Below are 18,514 nucleotides of genomic sequence, written 5' to 3'. Positions count from 1 at the left end.
CGTACGCGCGGCACTCCCCTCGCTCGTCCTCGTCGCGGGCGCGACCGCGCTGCGGGCCGCGCTGCAGGCGGGCGCGGGCTGGGCCCAGGCACGGTTGAAACCCCGGGTCGACCATCTCGTGGAGAAGCGGTTGTTCGACCTGACCACGCGGGTCGACCTGCCCTCCTTCGACGACACCGAGTTCCACGACGCGATGCACCGGGCCCGCGACCGCGGGCTGATGGAGGCGGCGCCGGTGGTCGAGGCCACGATCGACGTCCTCAACGGGGTCTTCGGCCTGGTCGCCGCCGCCGGCGCGCTCGGCGTGCTGCACCCGGTGCTGCTGCCCCTGCTGCTGATCACGGCGGTGCCCGACGGCTGGGCGGCGGCGCGGGCGGCCCGCATGCGCTACCTGGCGATCTTCGTGCTCTCGGCGGTACGCCGGCGCAAGTGGATCCTGGCCGACCTGATGGCCGACCGCGACTCGGCGGCGGAGATCCGCGCGTTCACCATGCGCCCGTTCCTCGCCCGCGAACACGACCGGCTCGCGATCCGTGAACGCGACATCCACGTCGAGCTGGCCCGCCGCCAGACCGTCGTACGGATCCTGGGCGACATGGCCGGCGGCGTCGCGACCGGGGCGGTGTACGTCGCGCTCGGCGTGCTGCTCGCCGTCGGCGCCGTGCACCTCGCCGTGGCCGGTACCGCGGTGCTCGCGATCCGTACCGGACAGAGCTCCCTCGCCGCGCTGCTGTTCGCGGTGAACCGGTGTTACGAGTCCGGCCTGTACTTCTCGGACTACCTGGACTTCTGCGCCGACGCCGAGCGCCGGGTCCCACGGGCCCAGGACCGGCCGGTACCGGACGGCTTCGAGGTGATCAGCGCCGACCACGTCGGGTTCACCTACCCGGGTGCGGACCGGCCCGCGCTGCGGGACGTGTCGGTACGGATCCGCGCGGGCGAGGTCGTGGCGCTGGTCGGGGAGAACGGCTCCGGCAAGACCACCCTCGCCAAGATCCTGGCCGGGCTGTACAGCCCGGACGAGGGCGAGGTCCGCTGGGACGGCACACCCCTGCGCGACGTCGACCTCGACCGGCTCCGGCAGAACGTCGCGCTGATCCCCCAGCACTACACGCACTGGCCGATGACCGCGCGGCACAACATCGCCATGGGCCGGGAACCGTACGAGGACCCCATCGCCGACGCCGCCGCGGCCTCCGGCGCCGACGAGGTGATCGCCGGCCTGCCGCACGGGTACGACACGCTGCTGGACCGCCGGTTCAAGGACGGCCACGAGCTGTCCGGCGGCCAGTGGCAGCGCATCGCGGTCGCGCGGGGGTTCTACCGCGACGCGCCGCTGCTCATCTGCGACGAGCCCACCGCGGCCCTCGACGCCCGCGCCGAGCACGCGCTGTTCGAGCGCATCCGCGCCCATGCCGACGGACGTACGGTGCTGCTCATCACCCACCGGCTCGCCAGCGTCCGCCACGCCGACCAGGTGTACGTCCTGGACCAGGGCCGGCTGGTCGAGCAGGGCCCGCCGGCCGAACTCCTCGACGCGGGCGGGGTGTTCGGCGAGTTGTACGGCCTCCAGGCCCGCGCGTACCGCCTCGACTCGCGCGGATGAGCCGGAGCGCGACCGCCGCCTCGCCTCAGGACACGTCCGAGAAGGCGCCGCCTGTCCGGCCGGCGTCGTCAGCGGCGGCCGAGCCGTGGGCGGCGAGAAGCAGACTCGCCACGTGGCGGAGTCTGCCGTGTTCCTCCGGGGAAAGCTCCTCGCGGATCAGCCGCTGAGTCAGACGATGGACCTCGATCGTCCGGTGGGAGATGTCGAGCCGGGCGAGTCCATGGCTGCTGAACTCGCCGACGGCCCGGCTCAGCCTGATCGGGTCGTTGATCAGGCTGGTGAGTTCCGGGCTCAAACCTTCGGGCGCCCGGTGAAAGAGGTCGCGGCGAAACGGGCCGGGACCGAGGAAGGCGCAGACCCGAAGTAGGTCGACCGCCTCAGGCAGGAGCCCGGCCAGATTGGCCATCGAGACGCTCCAGGCGGCTGTCAACGGGACCGGATACTCGGCAGGCCGACCTTGGGACAGCAGTTGGCCGGGACGCTCGGCCAGCAGCCGGAGGTACTCCGAGGCGCTCATACCGCGTTCGAACAGCAGGGCGCCGGCCTGCTCCAACGCGAGCGGGAGGTCTCCGAGCTCCTCCGCCAGCCGGTCGGCGTCCACCTCACCGATCGAGTCATTGGTTCGTCCGCGCAGGAAGGCCAGGCTCTCCGCACGGTCGAACACGTTGACCGCCACGGTGTCGACGTGACTCGATACCGCTCACGGACGCCGGCGGCAGGCCCAGATGCGGCGCGAGATCGGCCAATGCAGTTTTGACCATGAACGGCTGGTCTGCGGGGATCCACCCGACCAGGTCGTACTCATGTCGATAGCGGTGGGCGTACTCGACGGCCAGCAGGGTCTTTCCGAAGCCGCCAGGACCGTGCAGCGCGTGCGGCTGCGGCACCGCCGCGGCCATCGGGTCGGTCATGCTCGCCCGGAGCGCGGCCAGCACTTCCTCGCGACCGGTGAAGTTCTTGTTGCGACGCGGCACCCTTGTCCACACGGCGGGGAAGCCCTGGTCCTGCCTGGTCAGATCCAGCTGGTCGAGGAGGCTTTCGAGCCTTCGGCAGCGCTGCTCGGCGTCGAGGGTACGCTGCTCGGCCTGACGCAACTGCCGGCTGAGATCGGCGATCTCCTCCATGAGGCGATCGCGCTCCGCCTCCCTGCTCGCCCGTTCGTCGTCCCAGGCCGACCGTAGCCGCTGCTTTTCCGATTGGAGCTCCTCGACCTGCCGTCTCCGCTCGGCGAGCTGTTCTTCGATGGCGCGGGCGAACCGCTGGGCCTCGCGCAGGCTCGTGAGAGCGATCTCCAGTTCGTCCTTGACCAGCCGCACCTTGTATTCGTGCGGATGCGCGACCTCCAGCGCGCGCAGTTGCAGATCGTTCAGGTGCTCGCGCACGGCGGGGGTCACCGGCGAGCCGGCGTCTGCCTGGATCGAGATGAGGTTGTCGAGAAACCACCGGTCACGCGGCACGCGCCTACCGTTCAGGTAGCGCGAGACCGTGCCCTTGTCGATGTTGGGGCACAGGGCCACGAAACGGCCGATCGACAGCCCGGAGGCGACGAACAGTTCGCGCACCGCGCTCGCCCAGGCCCGCACCTCCGGCCTCAGGTCCTCATCGAGCGGCTTTAACACCGTGGACTGGCGAGCGATCTGCGTCACATATCCATCATGGGCCAGAATCGGGTGTCCCGCGACGGATCGGCGAGACGGCCGGCGTTGCCACCTCTTGCAACACTCCGGTTGCGGTCTGGCGCAACCGTTCCAGCCCCTGGCTTGCTGGATGCACGCCCAGGAACCGGGCGTGATGGCCGGACCAGGAGGGAGCGGCTCGTGACCGAGCTGATCGGCGGCTCGAGCGCGGATGACCTTGATACCCTGCCGCTCGAACGGACCAGGCCCGACAGCGCCACCAGCGAGGCCCGCGTGCGCCGAACGGGCGAAGACGGCCGCGTGGACCGGCATCCTCAGCACGAAAACGGCGATCCTCTCGACCCGCCCGGGGAGAAGGCGCGAATCGTGCTCATCAAAGAGGTGGCGCGTTTGGTGCGCGCGCGAAGCAGGACCACCGGCGACACGATGCGCCTGGCGGCATTAATGATCGTCATCACGATGTGTCTATGCGCCGTGCTCTGGATGATGGCCCATGGCACCGCGCACATGGTGTTCGCCGCCTTCTGATCTTCGTGTGGCGATCAGCGAGGTCGCGTGAAGAGCGCCTCCCCAGGCCTACGTGACCGCGGGCGGCGCCCCGGGGGCGTACTGCGCCTCACCGTGGCCGAAGGACCAGTCGATCGATTCGTTCTCGGTCACGGTGACGAAGACGTTTCGCGGCTCGGTGCCCGCGTACTCCTGGGCGAGCTCGGCGATCCGGCGGTACAGCGCGCGCTTCTGGCCGGGCGTGCGGCCGGAGCGCATGGTGATCGCGACGTACACGATGCCGTCGTCGCGGTGCACCCCCGGGTAGTCGTCGTAGCGCAGCGTGCTGTTCGTGCCGTCGTGGCTCGTCAGGACCTGGAAGCGGTCGTCGGGCGGGAAGCCGATCGTCTCGACCAGGGCGTCGTGCACGGCGCGGCCGAGCGCGTCGAGTCGCTCGCCGTCGGCTCCCAGCGCGTCGATGCGGACGAACGGCATGTCACTCATCGCCCCCGGACCGGCGGACCTGGGCGGTGAGCAGGCCGACGGCGCCGTCGACGGCCTGCTCGTACGCCTCCGGCGAGCCGGCGGCGCGGGCCAGGACGTAGGCGCCCTGCAGCACCGCGACCAGCGTGCCGGCCGTGGCCTCCGGGTCGAGCCCGGCGGCCAGCTCGCCGTTCGCCCGGCCCTCCTCCAGCAGCGCGGCCAGCCGGTCGGTGAGCCACGCGAAGGTCTCCGCGACCGGCCCGCGCAGCTCCGGGTCGCTCATCACGTCCGGGTCCTGGGTGAGGCGGCCGACCGGACAGCCCTTCAGCACGTCCCGTTCGCGGCGCAAGTAGGCGACGATCCGCTCGACCACGGTGCCGGGCCCGGAGAGCTGGGCCTCCGCCCGTGCCCTGAGCTCCTCGGCACTACGGCTGATCGCCGCGAGCGCGAGGTCGGGCTTGCCGTGGAAGTGGTGGTACATGCTGCCCTGGCCGGCGCCGGACCGCTCCTGGATCGCCTTCGGGCTCGTGCCCACGTAGCCGCGCTCCCACAGCAGCTCACGCGCGCTCTCGATCAGTCGTTCCCTGGTGTCCATTCCCATCATCGTACATACCAGTAGGTACAGCTGCCAGGTGACGGGCGATCGCGGCCGGCAGGGTGGCGGCGTCGGCGGCGTCGTCGCCGGCCCAGCAGACGTATCCGTCGGGGCGGACCAGCAGCGCGGCGGCGCCGAGGCCGGCGGCGGACTCGGCGCGGACCGCGTCGACGCCGGGAGGCAGCCGGAGACCGGGTGGGACGATCCCGGCCAGGTCGAGCAGCACGGCGTGCCCGGAAGCGAACAGCGCGGACACGCGGGTGGGACCCGCGTCGGTGACGAGGTCGGCGTCCGGCATCCGATGCCCGGTGAGCGCATGCTCGCCCTCCAGGTCATACCGCAGCGACAGGCCGGACATCAGGCCCGCGAGGTGACGGTTGGCCTCCGGCAGCCGCATGAGGTCGGTGAAGATGTCGCGCAGCGCGACCACGTCCTCGCTCGGCCGCGGGCCGGCCAGCACCCGCTGCGCCGACGTGTGGTGCAGGACCCCGGCGCCCACCGGATGCCGCTCGGCCTGGTAGGTGTCCAGCAGGCCGTCCGGGGCCCGGCCCTGCACGGTCGCGGCCAGCTTCCAGCCGAGGTTGATCGCGTCCTGCACGCCGGTGTTCAGGCCCTGCCCGCCGAGCGGCGGGTGGATGTGCGCGGCGTCCCCCGCGAACAGCACGTCACCCACGCGGTAGTGCTCCAGCTGCCGGGTCGCGTCGGTGAACCGCGAGGCGTTGTCCACTCCGCCCAGCACGGTCTCCTCGCCGTACACGGCGCGCAGCGCGGCGGCGATCTCCTCATGGGTGATCGGGGTGTCCCGGGCGGACTCCGTCTCGCCCTCCCGGCCGAACGTGAGCCGGTACCGGTCGCCGCCGACCGGCACGAGCATGGCCCAGTAGCCGTTCACCTGCCGTGTCATGCCGCTGATGTGCCTCATCGTCCGTGGCACCAGCGGCGATGTCGCGGACAGCCGGACGTCGGCCAGCGTGGCGACGTAGGTCCCGGGCCGGCCGGGGAACGGCAGCCCGAGGAGCTTTCGGACCGTGCTCCGGCCGCCGTCGCAGGCCACGAGGTAGCGCGCCCGTACGCGCAGGCCGTCCGCCGACACGGTCACGCCGTCGCCGGTCTCGACCCCGCCGACCGCGGTGCCGCGCCGGATCCGGGCGCCGCGGGCGGTCGCCCGCTCCTCCAGCACCTCCTCGATGTCCCCCTGGGGAACCGCGATCGGATAGGGCTGCCGGGTCTGCCAGGGCATGCAGTCCAGTGGCACCGGCAGCATCGCGAAGTGGCCCCCGACCCGGTCGCGCGGCATCGCGTGGCGGAGCATCGGCTCCAGCAGGCCGCGCAGCTCCAGCAGTTCGGCGGTACGGGGCTGGATCGCGCCGCCCTTCACCTGTTCGACACGCCGGGGCAGCCTCTCCAGCACCAGGGGCTCGATCCCGGCCAGGGCCAGCTCGTAGGCCAGCATCAGGCCGGTCGGGCCGGCTCCCGCGATGACGACCTCGGTCTCGACGTCCATCGGCACAACTCCTCTTCGGTAGACCTGGTGCATATGTATACCAGGTGCAAGTATCGCCTCGGTGTCGTACGCTGCTACCGTGGACGCCGTGACCGAGCAGCCCGGCCTGCGGGAGCGCAAGAAGCGGCGGACCCACGCGGCGATCTCCGAAGCGGCGATCGCCCTGTTCCTCGAACGCGGCTTCGACCAGGTCTCGGTGGCGCAGGTCGCCGAGGCGGCCGAGGTGTCCAAGCGCACGCTGTTCGCGTACTTCCCGGCCAAGGAAGACCTCGTCGTGCACCGCTTCGCCGACCACGAGACGGAGAGCGCACGCGTGGTACGGGCCCGTCCGGCGCACCTGACGCCGCTGGCCGCCCTGCGCGAGCACTTCCTCGACGGGTTGCGCCGGCGGGACCCGTTCAGCGGCCTCAACGATCGCCCGGACATCCGCGCGCTCTTCCGGATGATCCTCGGGACGCCGGCCCTGATCGTCCGGTTGGAGCGCTTCAGGAGTACGGGCGAGCGCACGCTCGCCGAGGCGTTGCGCGAGACGGCGGACACCCCGGACCTCACCGCCCGGCTGGCGGCCACCCAGATCGTCGCGGTCCACTGGACGCTGGCCCTGGACAACGCCACATACCTGGCGTCCGGCGAGACCGCCGACGAGCGGTACGCGGGCGCGGTGAGCGACGCCGAACACGGGTTCGCGCTGCTGGAGAACGGACTGCGCCGGCTGCCCCGGCAGGGCTCATAGGAGGCGTCCCGTACGGGACGCGGCCGTCAGGCTCCGGCGTGCCGGCGGACCCACTCGTACATGGCGACGCCGCTCGCCACGCCCGCGTTGATCGAGCGCGTGGAGCCGTACTGCGGAATGTGCAGCACGATGTCGGCGGCGGCCCGCGCCTCCTCCGACAGGCCCGGCCCCTCCTGGCCGAACAGCATCAGGCAGGCGCGCGGGAGCTCGGCGGACTGGATCGGGCGCGACCCGGGCAGGTTGTCGATGCCGATGATCGGCAGGTCGCGGTCGCGGCACCACTTGACCAGGTCGCCGGTCTCCGGGTGGTGGCGTACGTGCTGGTAGCGGTCGGTGACCATGGCACCGCGGCGGTTCCAGCGGCGGCGGCCCACGATGTGCACCTCGGCGGCGAGGAACGCGTTGGCGTTGCGGACGACCGCGCCGATGTTGAAGTCGTGCTGCCAGTTCTCGATCGCGACATGGAAGGGGTGCCGGCGCGTGTCGAGGTCGGCGACGATCGCCGCGTTGCTCCAGTACCGGTACTGGTCGACGACGTTGCGCCGGTCGCCCTCGGCCAGCAACGCCGGATCGAGGCGCCGGTCATCCGGCCACGGATGGGGGTGCGGGCCCACGCCCGGCGGCTCCTCGACGCTCATGCGCCGAGCCTATGCGCCCGCGGGCCCCGGCATCATCGCGCCGGTCCTCTCTGGAAGATCGCGAACAGCCACAGCAGGGACGGCACCAGCACGATCATTCCCACGATGACCGAGGCCAGGGTCGCGTGCAGGACCGGCGGGTCGGCGGCGGCGCGGGTGACGGTGACGTCCGGCGGGAGCAGCAGCGGGTACTGCGCGGCCGCCCACCCCCAGAGCACGGCCGCGACGGCGAGCTCGGCCGCCAGCCGGGCCGTCGTGTAGCGGCGCAGCAGGAGCAGGAGCAGTGACGCGATCCCCGCGAGGGCCGACACGGCGACGAGCGGCAGCGCGCGCCCGGTGAGGCCGGCGTACAGCCGGGGTGCGTCGTCGCGCAGGATGACGATGCCGCCGATGACGATCACGCCGGTGACGACGGCGGTGACCAGCGCGCGGCTCCGGAACGCCTCCGCCAGCGCGGCGTCGCCGGCGCGGCGCGCGTCACCGGTGAGGTAGACCGCCGCCAGGTACGCCGTGCTGCCGACGGCGACCAGGCCCGCCAGCACCGACGTGGGGTTCCACCAGCTCGTCAGCAGATTCCCCCTGGCCAGGCCCACGGGCACGCGTCCGGAGGCGACGCCGCCCGCGACCGTGCCCAGGAAGAACGGCGTGAGGATCGACGACAGCGCGAACGCTCCGCCGAACAGCCGCAGCTGCCACAGCTCCGTGCTGGCCTTGCGGAAGGCGAACGCCGCACCGCGGGCGATGACGCCGAACGCGATGAGGGTCAGCGGGATGTACAGCGTGGAGGCCACGGAGGCGAACACGCGGGGAAAGCACGTCCAGAACATGACGAGGACGAAGATGAGCCAAACGTGGTTCGCCTCCCAGACCGGCCCGATCGAGTGTTCGATGAGCCGTCGCTGGGCGAACCCGCGCCGGGCCCCGCCCGCCAGCATGTCCCAGAAGCCGCCGCCGAAGTCGGCCCCGCCCAGCAGGGCGTACAGGGTCACCCCGGCCCAGGTCAGCACCAGCAGCCACTGAGCGGCGCTCATCCGTCCTCCCCCGCCCCGCCCCACGACGACGCTCCGCGTCTCCGCGGGGCCCCCGGGAGGAGAGGAGCGACCGCCGGGCCGCCGTGCTCGCCGAGCCGCTCACTCCGTTCGCTCATGGCCCGTACTCCTCGGTCCAGCCCTCCTGCGGCGCGACGACCGGGCGGCTCCGGAGCCGGTTCAGGACGTACACGCTCGCGACGGTGAGCACGGCATAGACGATCAGCATCGCGGCGAGGCCCACCCACAGGCCGGGCGCCGGGTTGACCGCCTCGGCGGTGCGCTGGTGATGCCACACGATCCACGGCTGCCGCCCGACCTCCGTGGTGACCCAGCCGGCCTCCAGGGCGACCACGGAGGCGATCCCGGCGACCGCGCAGAACCAGAGGAACCACCGGGACCTCGGCAGGTCACGCCGCCGCCACCAGGACCAGGCGAGCCAGGCGGACAGGGCCAGCAGCCCGAACCCGATCGCCACCATCGCCTGAAAGCCCAGGTGCACCGGGTTGATCGGGGGCCGGTCGGCGGGCGGCACCGTGTCCAGACCCTTCACGACCGTGCCGGGCCGGTAGCCGACGAGGAGGGACAGGCCGTCGGGGATGCGCAGGGCGTACCGTATCCGCCCGCCCAGGTACAGGCCGCCGACCGAGATGGGCCGGTGCGAGCCGGTGTGGTTCAGGCCCTCGATCGCGGCGAGCTTGGCGGGCTGACGGGTCGCCAGGAACCGCGCCAGGGCGTCGCCGATGAGGATCTGGAACGGCGTGACGACCGCCGCGGCGACGAACGGGAGCAGGAGGCCGATCCGGTGGTACCGGTCGCGGCGGCCCCGCAGCCTCCCGACGGCGTACACGCTCGCGATGCCGAAGCCGGTGACCATGAAGGCGGCCAGGACCATGTGCACGACCTGCCAGGGCATGGCCGGGTTGAACAGCGCCCGCCACGGCCGTACGCGCGTGACGGCCCCGTTCACCAGGTCGAAGCCGCGCGGCTGGTTCATCCAGGCGTTCGCGGAGACGACGAAGACGGCCGAGGCGACCCCCGCGACACAGACCGGCAGGCCGGTCAGGATGTGCCGTCGCGGCGAGAGACGCCCCCAGGCGTACAGGTAGATCCCCAGGAAGATCGCCTCGATGAAGAACGCGAACCCCTCCAGCGCGAACGGCAGACCGATGACCTGGCCGTACGTCGCCATCAGGCCCGGCCAGAGCAGCCCCATCTCGAACGAGAGAATCGTGCCGGAGACCGCGCCGACGGCGAACAGGACGCCCATCGCCCGGGCCCACTGGTGCGCCAGCCGTACGTAGGCCTCGTCGCCCGTCCGCAGGCCGCGCCACTCGGCGAAGACGGTGAGCGCGGGCATGCCGACGCCGAGGCAGGCGAGGACGATGTGCCAGCCCAGAGACAGGGCCATCTGTCCTCGCGCGGCCATCAGGTCGGCCGGTGTCGCCGCCGCGAACACGTGCACGTCTCCCCCGATCGGCCGTCCCTCCCCTGTGAGCGTGGTACCCCGCTCCGGAGATAATCAGCGGATGGCGATCAAGCGGATCACGGTGGCGGAGCGGCGGGCGCGGATCGGCGTCCGGCACCGTCTGGCGGACCCCGCCGACAGCGCCGTGGAGGCGGCCCGTTCACTCGTGGCGCTGCACGGCACCGATCCGGCGGCGGTGTACCTCGCGGCGGCGGCCCGGATGCGCTCCCCCGGCGTCGCGGGCATCGAGCGGGAGCTGTACGAGGAGCGCCGGCTGGTGCGGATGCTCTGCATGCGGCGGACCGTCTTCGCCGTCCCGGCCGAGCTGGTGCCGGTCGTGCAGGCGGCCTGCGCCGATGACGTCGCGCGCCTCGAACGCCGCCGTACGCTGAAGCTCCTCCAGGAGGCGGGGCTCGGCGACGACCCGTGGCTGCGGGAGGTCGAGGAGGAGACGCTCGCCGCGTTGCGGGCCCGCGGCGCGGCGTACGGGGCCGACCTGTCCGCCGACGTGCCGCGCCTGAAGGAACGGATCGTGCTGGGGCACGGCAGCCGCAACGAGGCCGCTCCGGCGATCGCGAGCCGGGTGCTGGTCGGCCTTGCCGTCCAGGGCCGGATCGTCCGGGGCCGCCCGCGCGGTTCGTGGATCAGCAGCCAGTTCCAGTGGTCGCCGATCGAGTCGTGGCTGCCGGACGGGATCCCGCAGGTGCCCGCCGAGACCGCGCGAGTGGAGCTGGTCCGCCGCTGGCTCGCCGCGTACGGGCCGGGCACGGCCGCCGACCTCAAGTGGTGGACCGGCCTGACCATGACCCAGGTCAGGCAGGCGCTGGCGCGGGTGGAGACCGAGGAGGTCGACCTGGACGGCACGCCCGGTCTGGTCCTCGCCGACGACGCGGAGCCGGTGGCGTCTCCGGAGCCGTGGGTGGCGCTGCTGCCGGGCCTGGACCCGACCGTGATGGGCTGGACCGGCCGGGACTGGTACCTGGGCGAGCACGGCCCCGCGCTGTTCGACCGGTCGGGCAACGCGGGGCCGACCGTGTGGTGCGACGGCCGGATCGTGGGCGGCTGGTCCCAGCGCGCCGACGGCTCGGTGGTGTACCGGCTGCTGGAGGACATCGGCGCGGAGGCCGAGGCGGCGGTGAGGACCGAGGCGGCCCGCCTGAGCGAGTGGACCGGCCCGATCCGGGTGATCCCGCGTTTCCGCACCCCGTTGGAGCGCGAGCTGTCCGCCTGACGGACCACGGAGCGGTTGCGGGCCGGGATCGTCGTCAGGGGGTCGTGGGCAGGAGCCGGTCCAGATGGGCATCCATGGCCGCCACGGCCGAGTCCGGGGGCAGGCCGCCCCGATCCGTCAGCATGTGCAGCAACAGCCCGTCGACGAGCGCGGCCGTGGTCGCCGCCGCCGCATCGGGCTCCAGGCCCGGCGCGGCCTCGCCCTCGTCCTTGGCGCGGGCGAATGCCCGGGCGAGGTACCCGCGCAGTTCGCCCAGCAGCGAGTGCTGCACCTCGGCGAGAGGCGCCGAGACCGCGGCTCTGGCCGCGAAGGCGAGGTACACGCGCGACTCGACGTTACGAGGCTCGTCCAGGGGCAGCAGTTCGAGGACCACGCGGCGGACGCACTCTTTGACGGTGCCGGCGGTGCGGTCCAGGCCGCCCATCGCGCGAACAATGATCTTCTCGGCGAGCGACTCCCAGGCCATCAGCACCATCTCGTCCTTGGTGCGGCAGTAGTACTGGACCGTCCCGATCGAGACGTCCGCGGCGGCGGCCACCTCCCGGATGCTGACGTGATCCAGCCCCCGTTCGGCGGTGATCTCGACGAGGGCGTCCAGGAGCCGCTGTCGGCGGTCGGTCATACGAGCCACCATACACAGCACCATACACATGTATGTCATACGACTGTATGGTGCTCTGTATGAGCAGACAGGCGTCTCTTCGCACGGCGAGTCCTCCGGCCGCCCGTGCCGGCCGGCGAATCCCGAACCCGTTCCGCCGCCGCAGCGTGGGCCTCGCCGCCCTCGGCTTCGTTCTCGTCAACGGGCTGCTGATGTCCATCGGGGGGCGGCATCTGCCATTCCACGCGTCCTCACTGGCCGACCCGCCCACGCCGGCCACCGTGCTCGGCGCCGACGCCATGTACCTCGAGATATTCGGGCTCATGGCCCTCGTCCACCTGCTCACGCGCCGGCGCACCGGAGTGGACCTGGCGGCACGTGCCCCCGCTCGGCCCCGGGCGCGGCGGGAGACCCTGCTCGTCCTGGCGTACGGCGCCGTCGCGATGCTCGGCGGCTTCGCGCTCGGGCGCGCCTTCGGCTGGCACGCGTTCGGGTTCCACCTCGATGGAATGGTGATCCGCACCGGGCAGCGGGTCGTGCCGGCGGAGATGGCGACCTGGGCGGCCTACAACCTCGTGGTGTACGCGGCAGTGCCCTTCCTGGTGTTCCGCCGGCGCTATTCCGCCGAGCGGCTGAGCCTGCGTTCGGCCGATCGCCGTGGCGACCTGCTGGTGACCCTGGTCATTCTGACCGTGGAATCGACCGTCCAACTGCTGCTGAACGGCGCCATCCTGGACCTGACGCCGCGCCAGATCCTGCTCGGAGCGCCCCTGACGTTCGTCCTCTCCTTCGCCGGCACGGTCCTGCCGACCATGGTGTTCATCTATTGCGTCCTGACGCCGCGCTACCTGAGGCTGACGGGGTCGGTACCGGCGACGGTGATCCTCGGCGGGCTGACCTACGCACTGCTGCACTTCTTCGACGGCTGGACGAACTTCGCCTCGCCGGTCGACACGCTGTTGTCGGTGCTCTACCTTCTGCTGTTCTATACCGGGCCGGGAATGTTCAAGACGTTCCTCACCGTACGAACCGCCAACGCCTGGGTGCACGTGTGGGCGTACCACGCGATCGCGCCGCACACACTGATCGATACACCGATGACGGTCAAGGTGTTCGGGATACGCGGCTGAGCGACACCGGGCCCCGTAGATTCTGCGGATACGTGGGTTTGCGGCGGCCGGGGACCTGTCGGCCGTGGTGCGTGGCGCACTGGGAGCGGGGTTCCGCGTCATCGGGGTGGACCGCCCGCGCGGCGGGAGCAAGAAGGGCGTGTACCGGGTCCGGCTCGACAGGAGTGATCCGCCCAGCGTGATCGTCTACCGCTGGGCGGACGAGGAGAACTTCTGGCCCGAATCCGTCGATGACGATGGGACGGGCCCCTTCGCGCCTGCCTCCGGGCTCGCACCTTTCCTGGCCGCGCGGCGCAGGCTGGATGAGGTCGGGGCCCGCGTGCCGCGCCTGCTGTGGGCGGACGGCGTCCGGGAGCGATACGCCGTGGTCGAGGACACTCCCGGTGGCACGCTGGAGACGCTCTTCGCGACCGACCCCGGCCGCACGGATGCCGCCCTGGCCGACCTGGCCCGGACTCTCGGCCTGATGCAGCGGCACCGCGCTCCCCGCTACGGCAGAGTGGACGTGCTGGAGCGGGGCGGCACCGCCGCCGGGAGCTCCTGCGAGCAACTGGTCCTCGACCGGGCCCGGCGGGATCTCGAGGAGGCGGCCGGACGCGACACCAGGATCAAGGCGATGCGCGGCCGGCTCGACGAGCGGCTGCGGGAGCTGCGGGCGCTGGTGGCCCCGCGCACCGAGTACGGGCTGATCCACGGCGAGCTCGGCCCCGATCACGTCCTGGTGAGCGCCGAAGGACATGCCGTTCTCATCGACATCGAGGGCCTGATGTACTTCGACGTCGGGTGGGAGGTCCATGGGCGGGATCGCCGAGCACAACCTGCGGGAGGCGCTCGCCCTGCTTCCGTAGGTCCAGGGCTCACGGACGGAGCACGATCTTGCCCCGGGTGTGGCGCCGCTCCAGGTCGCGGTAGGCGTCCCGGACCTCGTCCAGCGGGTACGTGGCGGCGATCGGGATCTCCAGCCGGCCGGCACTGATCAGGGCGGCCAGCTCGGCGATCACCTCGGCGTTCCCCGCATCGCTGTTCCCGTCGGTCTTGACCCCGTACTTCTCGCCGGCCCGGTAGTCGGTGATGGTGTCGATCCGCGCCGGAGCCACCCCGAGGTTCAGCGCGATCTCGACGTAGTCGGCGCCGAAGGTGTCGATGAAGGCGTCGACCCCTCGATCACCGGCGGCGGTCTTGATGCGGTCGATGACACCCTCGCCGTAGGAGACCGGGATCGCTCCATGGTCGGCGAGCCACCGGTGGTTGGCCTCGCTCGCCAGGCCGATCACGTTCGCCCCGGTGTCGCGGGCGAGCTGGACCGCGATCGATCCCACTCCACCGGCGGCACCGGAGATCACGACCGTGTCGCCCGGCCCCGCCGCGACGGCCCGCAGGGCCGCGTACGCCGTGGTGCCGGCCACGTACAGCGATGCGGCCTGTTCCCATGAGACGTCCGCCGGACGATGGATGAGGTCGGCGGCCTCCACGACGACGAACTCGGCGTGACTCGCGCGGTTGTCCGTGAATCCGATCACCTCGTCGCCGGTCGCGAACCCCTCGACGCCCGCGCCGGTCTCCGCCACGACCCCGGCCAGGTCGCTGCCCTGACCGGAGGGGAACGTCGCGGGCCAGCGCTCGTGGAGCGCGCCGGTACGGATGTGCGTCTCCCCCGGGTTGATCGCCGCCGCGACGACCCGTACGAGGACCTGGCCGGGGCCGGGAACCGGCCGGTCGACCTCGACGACCCGCAGAACCTCGATGCCGCCGTACTGCTCGAATCTCACTGCCTTGGGCACTTCGAACTCCCTGACTCTTCGCGCCGGCCCGTCCGGCACCGACGATGTTGCCGGGGGCTCGGCGCGGGTACGAGCGGACGGCCTTCCCTAGGATCGGCAGTCCCTGGCTGCCCGTGCCGGTGCGAGGCGAGCCCTCGGCGATGATGGGGGGATGGACATGGACCGCGCTGAGCTCGCGGATTTCCTGCGCCGTTGCAGGGGCCGGCTGCGTCCGGAGGAGGTGGGCCTGCCGGCCGGCGCACGACGCCGTACGCCCGGACTGCGGCGTGAGGAGGTCTCCCAGCTCGCCGGGATGTCCGCCGACTACTACATGCGCCTCGAACAGGCCAGGAGTCCCCAGCCCTCGACCCAGATACTCGCGTCGCTGGCCCATGCGCTGCGCCTCACCGAGGACGAGCGCGACCACCTCTACCTGCTGGCGGGGCACCGCCCGCCGGCGGCCCGCATGGCGGGCGACCATGTACGGCCCGGTCTGCTGTACCTGCTCGACGAGCTCAAGGAGACCCCGGCGCACATCACCAACGACATCGGCGACCTGCTCGCGCACAACACCATGGCCGAGGCGCTCCTCGGCTGCATCTGCTCGGTCCGCGAGCAGGACCGCAACTTCGTGTGGCGCTGGTTCACCGACCCCACGATCCGCCTGATCTACTCGCCCGACGAACGCCGGGAGCACAGCCGCGCCTACGCCGCGGACCTGCGCGCCTCGATCACCCGTCGCGGCGGTGACGCCGCCTCCGCCCGGCTGGTCGCCGATCTCCAGGCCGCCAGTCCCGAGTTCGCCGTCCTGTGGGAGCTGCACGAGGTCGCCGTACGGCGCAAGAGCCGCATCCGCGTCGACCACCCCGCGGTCGGGCCCGTCGAGCTCGAATGCGAGACGCTCCTCAGCCCGGCCGAAGACCAGCAGCTCGTCATCTTCACGCCGCCGCCGGGCACACCGGCCCTCGACAAGCTGGGCCTGCTCCGCGACCTCGACCACGGCGAGTTCGCCCCCGCCGCCCCCGCTCACCGCTGACCGCGCGGAGCCCTGCCCGCCGCACCCGGGCCCCCGCGCCTCAGCGCAGGCGCTGGACGCGGCTCAGGTACGTCTGCACGACCACCACCGCCGCCAGGAAGGCGCCGCTGACCACCTGCTGGTACGAGGAGGACAGGTCGCCGATCTGGTTGATGAGGTTCTGGATCACGCCCAGGAGCAGGACGCCGGCGACCGTGCCGCTCACCGAGCCCGCGCCGCCGGTCAGCAGCGTGCCGCCGATGACGACCGCGGCGATCACGTCCAGTTCCATGCCGGTGCCCAGGATCGTCACGCCCGAGGACAGGCGAGCCGCGTTCAGGGCGCCCGCCAGGCCGGCGAGCAGACCCGACATGACGTACACGGCGACCTTCGTCCGGGTCACCGGGACGCCCATCAGCTCGGCCGCGTCCTCGCTGCCGCCGATCGCGTACACGCACTGGCCGAACCTCGTCCGCTGGAGCAGCACCGCGCCGACGACGAACAGGGCCAGCGTCAGGTAGACCGGGTACCCGACGCCGAAGACGCCGCCCTGGCCGACCCGGGCGATCACCGCGCCGTGCGGGATCAGGTACGTCGTCGCGCCCTCGCCCGAGATCGACAGCAGCAGGCCGCGCGCACCCAGCAGGCCGGCCAGTGTGACGATGAACGGGGCCAGCCGTACCCGGGCGATCAGCAGGCCCTGGACCAGGCCGAACGCCCCGCACACCACGAGCGGCAACAGCAGCGCGGCCGGCGACCCCCAGCGCACCGCGTACGCGGCCAGCACCCCGCCGAGCGCGAACACCGAGCCCACCGACAGGTCGATGCCGCCGGTGATGATCACGAAGGTCATGCCGAGGGCGACCATCGCCAGGAACGAGGAGGTGATCGCGATGTTGCTCAGGTTGTCGCCGGTCGGGAAGCGGTCGAAGGACACGGAGCCGATCGCCACCAGCAGGACGAGCACGGCGACGGCGCCGTGCCGCTGGATCAGGCCGAAGGCCCGCTCGCGGCCGGTGGGCCCGGCGCCCGGTTCGGTGACGGCCGCGGTCGCGGTCATGGATTCGGTCATCGCCGGCCCGCCCCTCGCGCGGCGTACACGGCCGCAAGAATGATCACTGCCTGCACCATCTGCGCGACCGAGTCCGCGAGGTCGTGCTTGATCAGCGTCGCGCGGACGAGCTGGATCAGCAGCGCCCCGGCGACCGTGCCCAGCACGCGGACGCGGCCGCCGCTCAGCGGTGTGCCGCCGACCACGACCGCGGTGATCGCGGACAGCTCCATCAGCAGGCCGAGCGACGACGGGTCGCTGGCCTGCAACCGGGCCGTGGCGAGCGTGCCGGCCACGGCCGCGAGCAGGCCCGACACCACGTACACGAGCAGCAGGACGCGCCGTACGGGCAGGCCCGACAGCTCGCTCGCCGTACGGTTGCCGCCGATGGCCACCAGCCGCCGGCCGAACGTCGTGCGGCGCATCACCGCCATGACCACGACGGTGAGCACGACGGCGACCACGACCGGCAGGGGCACGCCGACCAGGCTCGAGGAGCCCAGGTCCAGCAGCGTCTGGTCGTGCACGTCCTTGAGCTGCCCGCCCGCGACGACGAGCGCGATGCCCCGGCCGCCGACGAACAGCGCGAGCGTCGCGACGATCGGCTGCACGCCGACGAACGCGACGAGGGAGCCGTTGACCAGCCCGACCGCGACTCCGCCGAGCAGCCCGGCCACGACGGCGGGCACGACGCCGTACCCGAGGTAGAGCGGGATCAGGGCGGTGGTGAGCGCCATCACCGAGCCGACCGACAGGTCGACGCCCTCGGTGCCGATCACCAGGGCCATGCCGAGCGAGACGATGACGACCGGCGCCACCTGGACGAGCTGGGTGCGCAGGTTCTCCAGCGACAGGAACCGCGGGGTGATCGCGATGTTGACGAGGACGAGCGCGGCGATCGCGGCGTACACGCCGTAGTCCTGCAGCCACGCGAGCAGGCGGCCGCGGTCGAGCCGCGAGACGGGTACGGCGGCGGTGTCGGTCATCGGCTCGTGCCTCCCCCGGCATCGGCGATCGTCGTCATCACGCGTTCTTCGGTGAGGTCGCCGCCGCTGAGCTCGCCGACGACCGCGCCGTCCTTCAGCACCACGACGCGGTCCGAGCCCTCGACCAGCTCCTCCAGGTCGGCGGAGATCAGTAGCACGCCCAGGCCGTCTTCGGCGAGTTCGTCGATCAGCGCCTGCACCTCGGCCTTGGCCCCGACGTCGATGCCGCGGGTCGGCTCGTCCAGGAGCAGGATCTTCGGCTCGGTGGCGAGCCAGCGCGCGAGCAGGACCTTCTGCTGGTTGCCGCCGGAGAGTTCGGCGACGCGCTGGTGGGGGCCGGCGGCCTTGATGCGCAGCCGCCGCATGAAGGTCTCGACGATGCGGTCGATGCGCGCCTCGGAGACCAGGCCCGCGCGGGACAGCCGGGGCAGCGCCGCGAGGGCGATGTTCTCCCGCACCGACAGCGTGCCGATGACGCCCTCGGCCTTGCGGTCCTCGGGCAGCAGGGCCACGCCCGCGCGGATCGCCGCGGCGGCCGAGCCCCGGCGCAGCGGCGTACCGG

At 72.1% G+C, this 18,514-nt stretch carries 20 protein-coding genes; 7 read left to right on the top strand and 13 right to left on the bottom strand.

Annotation, left to right across the window (positions count from 1 at the left end; genetic code table 11):
• A partial coding sequence (locus tag ACFFNX_RS17880) for an ABC transporter ATP-binding protein (RefSeq protein WP_378202921.1) occupies positions 1–1,606 on the top strand: 1,606 nt, incomplete at its 5' end.
• Between the two features lie 25 nt (positions 1,607–1,631).
• Here the strand turns inward: ACFFNX_RS17880 and ACFFNX_RS17875 are convergent.
• The gene (locus ACFFNX_RS17875; RefSeq protein ID WP_378202918.1) at positions 1,632–2,282 is read right to left on the bottom strand and encodes a DUF7779 domain-containing protein; all 651 of its coding nucleotides are present in this window, start codon (positions 2,280–2,282) and stop codon (positions 1,632–1,634) included.
• Positions 2,221–3,252 carry a hypothetical protein gene (locus ACFFNX_RS17870; protein WP_378202915.1) on the bottom strand — a complete coding sequence of 344 codons (1,032 nt, stop codon included), beginning with the start codon at positions 3,250–3,252 and terminating at the stop codon, positions 2,221–2,223. Before ACFFNX_RS17870 ends, ACFFNX_RS17875 begins: the two co-directional genes overlap by 62 nt.
• 171 nt (positions 3,253–3,423) lie before the next feature.
• On the opposite strand from ACFFNX_RS17870, the gene ACFFNX_RS17865 reads away from it, so the two are divergent.
• Positions 3,424–3,771, top strand: a complete 348-nt coding sequence (locus tag ACFFNX_RS17865) for a hypothetical protein (protein ID WP_378202912.1) — start codon at positions 3,424–3,426, stop codon at positions 3,769–3,771.
• A gap of 48 nt (positions 3,772–3,819) precedes the next feature.
• On the opposite strand, the gene ACFFNX_RS17860 is transcribed toward ACFFNX_RS17865, so the two are convergent.
• From ACFFNX_RS17860 to ACFFNX_RS17850, 3 genes are read right to left on the bottom strand one after another with little or no spacing between them, the layout of a single operon-like run.
• A complete protein-coding gene (locus tag ACFFNX_RS17860; RefSeq protein ID WP_378202909.1) occupies positions 3,820–4,224 on the bottom strand; it encodes a tautomerase family protein in 405 nt (134 codons plus the stop codon).
• Between the two features lies 1 nt (position 4,225).
• Positions 4,226–4,807 (bottom strand): TetR family transcriptional regulator C-terminal domain-containing protein, encoded by a 582-nt coding sequence (locus ACFFNX_RS17855; protein WP_378202906.1) that lies wholly within the window; start codon positions 4,805–4,807, stop codon positions 4,226–4,228.
• Complete coding sequence (locus ACFFNX_RS17850) at positions 4,770–6,311, bottom strand: FAD-dependent monooxygenase (RefSeq protein ID WP_378202903.1); 1,542 nt, start codon at positions 6,309–6,311, stop codon at positions 4,770–4,772. Before ACFFNX_RS17850 ends, ACFFNX_RS17855 begins: the two co-directional genes overlap by 38 nt.
• Positions 6,312–6,390: 79 nt before the next feature.
• Here ACFFNX_RS17850 and ACFFNX_RS17845 point away from each other — a divergent pair, with 79 nt between their 5' ends.
• On the top strand, positions 6,391–7,044 hold the full coding sequence (locus ACFFNX_RS17845; RefSeq protein WP_378202900.1) for a TetR family transcriptional regulator: 654 nt from the start codon (positions 6,391–6,393) through the stop codon (positions 7,042–7,044).
• A 26-nt stretch (positions 7,045–7,070) separates the two neighbouring features.
• On the opposite strand, the gene ACFFNX_RS17840 is transcribed toward ACFFNX_RS17845, so the two are convergent.
• The 3 genes from ACFFNX_RS17840 to ACFFNX_RS17830 all read right to left on the bottom strand — a co-directional run bounded on the left by ACFFNX_RS17840 (position 7,071) and on the right by ACFFNX_RS17830 (position 10,175).
• Positions 7,071–7,682 (bottom strand): TrmH family RNA methyltransferase, encoded by a 612-nt coding sequence (locus ACFFNX_RS17840; protein WP_378202897.1) that lies wholly within the window; start codon positions 7,680–7,682, stop codon positions 7,071–7,073.
• 32 nt (positions 7,683–7,714) lie between these two features.
• The gene (locus ACFFNX_RS17835; protein ID WP_378202894.1) at positions 7,715–8,713 is read right to left on the bottom strand and encodes a cytochrome d ubiquinol oxidase subunit II; all 999 of its coding nucleotides are present in this window, start codon (positions 8,711–8,713) and stop codon (positions 7,715–7,717) included.
• 112 nt (positions 8,714–8,825) lie between these two features.
• Positions 8,826–10,175 carry a cytochrome ubiquinol oxidase subunit I gene (locus tag ACFFNX_RS17830; protein ID WP_378202891.1) on the bottom strand — a complete coding sequence of 450 codons (1,350 nt, stop codon included), beginning with the start codon at positions 10,173–10,175 and terminating at the stop codon, positions 8,826–8,828.
• A gap of 64 nt (positions 10,176–10,239) precedes the next feature.
• Between ACFFNX_RS17830 and ACFFNX_RS17825 the strand changes: the two genes are divergently transcribed.
• Positions 10,240–11,409: a winged helix DNA-binding domain-containing protein gene (locus ACFFNX_RS17825; protein ID WP_378202888.1), complete on the top strand. Its 1,170-nt coding sequence runs from the start codon at positions 10,240–10,242 to the stop codon at positions 11,407–11,409.
• A 34-nt stretch (positions 11,410–11,443) separates the two neighbouring features.
• Here ACFFNX_RS17825 and ACFFNX_RS17820 read toward each other — a convergent pair whose 3' ends face one another.
• Positions 11,444–12,031 (bottom strand): TetR/AcrR family transcriptional regulator, encoded by a 588-nt coding sequence (locus ACFFNX_RS17820; RefSeq protein WP_378202885.1) that lies wholly within the window; start codon positions 12,029–12,031, stop codon positions 11,444–11,446.
• Between the two features lie 59 nt (positions 12,032–12,090).
• Between ACFFNX_RS17820 and ACFFNX_RS17815 the strand changes: the two genes are divergently transcribed.
• Positions 12,091–13,140, top strand: a complete 1,050-nt coding sequence (locus tag ACFFNX_RS17815; RefSeq protein ID WP_378202882.1) for a hypothetical protein — start codon at positions 12,091–12,093, stop codon at positions 13,138–13,140.
• Positions 13,141–13,204: 64 nt separating this feature from the next.
• Positions 13,205–14,116: an aminoglycoside phosphotransferase family protein gene (locus tag ACFFNX_RS17810; protein WP_378202879.1), complete on the top strand. Its 912-nt coding sequence runs from the start codon at positions 13,205–13,207 to the stop codon at positions 14,114–14,116.
• Here the strand turns inward: ACFFNX_RS17810 and ACFFNX_RS17805 are convergent.
• Positions 13,998–14,921: an NADP-dependent oxidoreductase gene (locus tag ACFFNX_RS17805; RefSeq protein WP_378202876.1), complete on the bottom strand. Its 924-nt coding sequence runs from the start codon at positions 14,919–14,921 to the stop codon at positions 13,998–14,000. The genes ACFFNX_RS17810 and ACFFNX_RS17805 overlap by 119 nt on opposite strands.
• A 151-nt stretch (positions 14,922–15,072) precedes the next feature.
• Between ACFFNX_RS17805 and ACFFNX_RS17800 the strand changes: the two genes are divergently transcribed.
• Positions 15,073–15,936: a helix-turn-helix transcriptional regulator gene (locus tag ACFFNX_RS17800; RefSeq protein WP_378202873.1), complete on the top strand. Its 864-nt coding sequence runs from the start codon at positions 15,073–15,075 to the stop codon at positions 15,934–15,936.
• A gap of 40 nt (positions 15,937–15,976) precedes the next feature.
• On the opposite strand, the gene ACFFNX_RS17795 is transcribed toward ACFFNX_RS17800, so the two are convergent.
• The 3 genes from ACFFNX_RS17795 to ACFFNX_RS17785 all read right to left on the bottom strand — a co-directional run.
• The gene (locus ACFFNX_RS17795; protein ID WP_378202870.1) at positions 15,977–16,975 is read right to left on the bottom strand and encodes an ABC transporter permease; all 999 of its coding nucleotides are present in this window, start codon (positions 16,973–16,975) and stop codon (positions 15,977–15,979) included.
• An 8-nt stretch (positions 16,976–16,983) separates the two neighbouring features.
• Entirely contained in the window at positions 16,984–17,952 is a 969-nt protein-coding gene (locus ACFFNX_RS17790; RefSeq protein WP_378202867.1) for an ABC transporter permease, read from the bottom strand.
• Positions 17,949–18,514: ATP-binding cassette domain-containing protein (locus ACFFNX_RS17785; RefSeq protein ID WP_378202864.1), on the bottom strand; the 566-nt coding region annotated here is incomplete at its 5' end. The genes ACFFNX_RS17790 and ACFFNX_RS17785, both read right to left, overlap by 4 nt.

It is taken from the genome of Actinoallomurus acaciae (assembly GCF_042429965.1).
GTDB lineage: Bacteria > Actinomycetota > Actinomycetes > Streptosporangiales > Streptosporangiaceae > Actinoallomurus > Actinoallomurus acaciae.
The sequence above is the reverse complement of the archived record's forward strand: the minus strand, read 5'-3'. Positions and strand labels throughout refer to the sequence as shown.

What these genes read in the sequence shown, in the direction of transcription:
- ACFFNX_RS17860 (WP_378202909.1), bottom strand. Translation starts at nt 4,224, where the DNA reads ATGCCGTTCGTCCGCATCGACGCGCTGGGAGCCGACGGCGAGCGACTC.
- ACFFNX_RS17855 (WP_378202906.1), bottom strand. Translation starts at nt 4,807, where the DNA reads ATGGACACCAGGGAACGACTGATCGAGAGCGCGCGTGAGCTGCTGTGG.
- ACFFNX_RS17850 (WP_378202903.1), bottom strand. Translation starts at nt 6,311, where the DNA reads ATGGACGTCGAGACCGAGGTCGTCATCGCGGGAGCCGGCCCGACCGGC.
- ACFFNX_RS17840 (WP_378202897.1), bottom strand. Translation starts at nt 7,682, where the DNA reads ATGAGCGTCGAGGAGCCGCCGGGCGTGGGCCCGCACCCCCATCCGTGG.
- ACFFNX_RS17835 (WP_378202894.1), bottom strand. Translation starts at nt 8,713, where the DNA reads ATGAGCGCCGCTCAGTGGCTGCTGGTGCTGACCTGGGCCGGGGTGACC.
- ACFFNX_RS17825 (WP_378202888.1), top strand. Translation starts at nt 10,240, where the DNA reads ATGGCGATCAAGCGGATCACGGTGGCGGAGCGGCGGGCGCGGATCGGC.
- ACFFNX_RS17820 (WP_378202885.1), bottom strand. Translation starts at nt 12,031, where the DNA reads ATGACCGACCGCCGACAGCGGCTCCTGGACGCCCTCGTCGAGATCACC.
- ACFFNX_RS17815 (WP_378202882.1), top strand. Translation starts at nt 12,091, where the DNA reads ATGAGCAGACAGGCGTCTCTTCGCACGGCGAGTCCTCCGGCCGCCCGT.
- ACFFNX_RS17800 (WP_378202873.1), top strand. Translation starts at nt 15,073, where the DNA reads ATGGACATGGACCGCGCTGAGCTCGCGGATTTCCTGCGCCGTTGCAGG.
- ACFFNX_RS17795 (WP_378202870.1), bottom strand. Translation starts at nt 16,975, where the DNA reads ATGACCGCGACCGCGGCCGTCACCGAACCGGGCGCCGGGCCCACCGGC.
- ACFFNX_RS17790 (WP_378202867.1), bottom strand. Translation starts at nt 17,952, where the DNA reads ATGACCGACACCGCCGCCGTACCCGTCTCGCGGCTCGACCGCGGCCGC.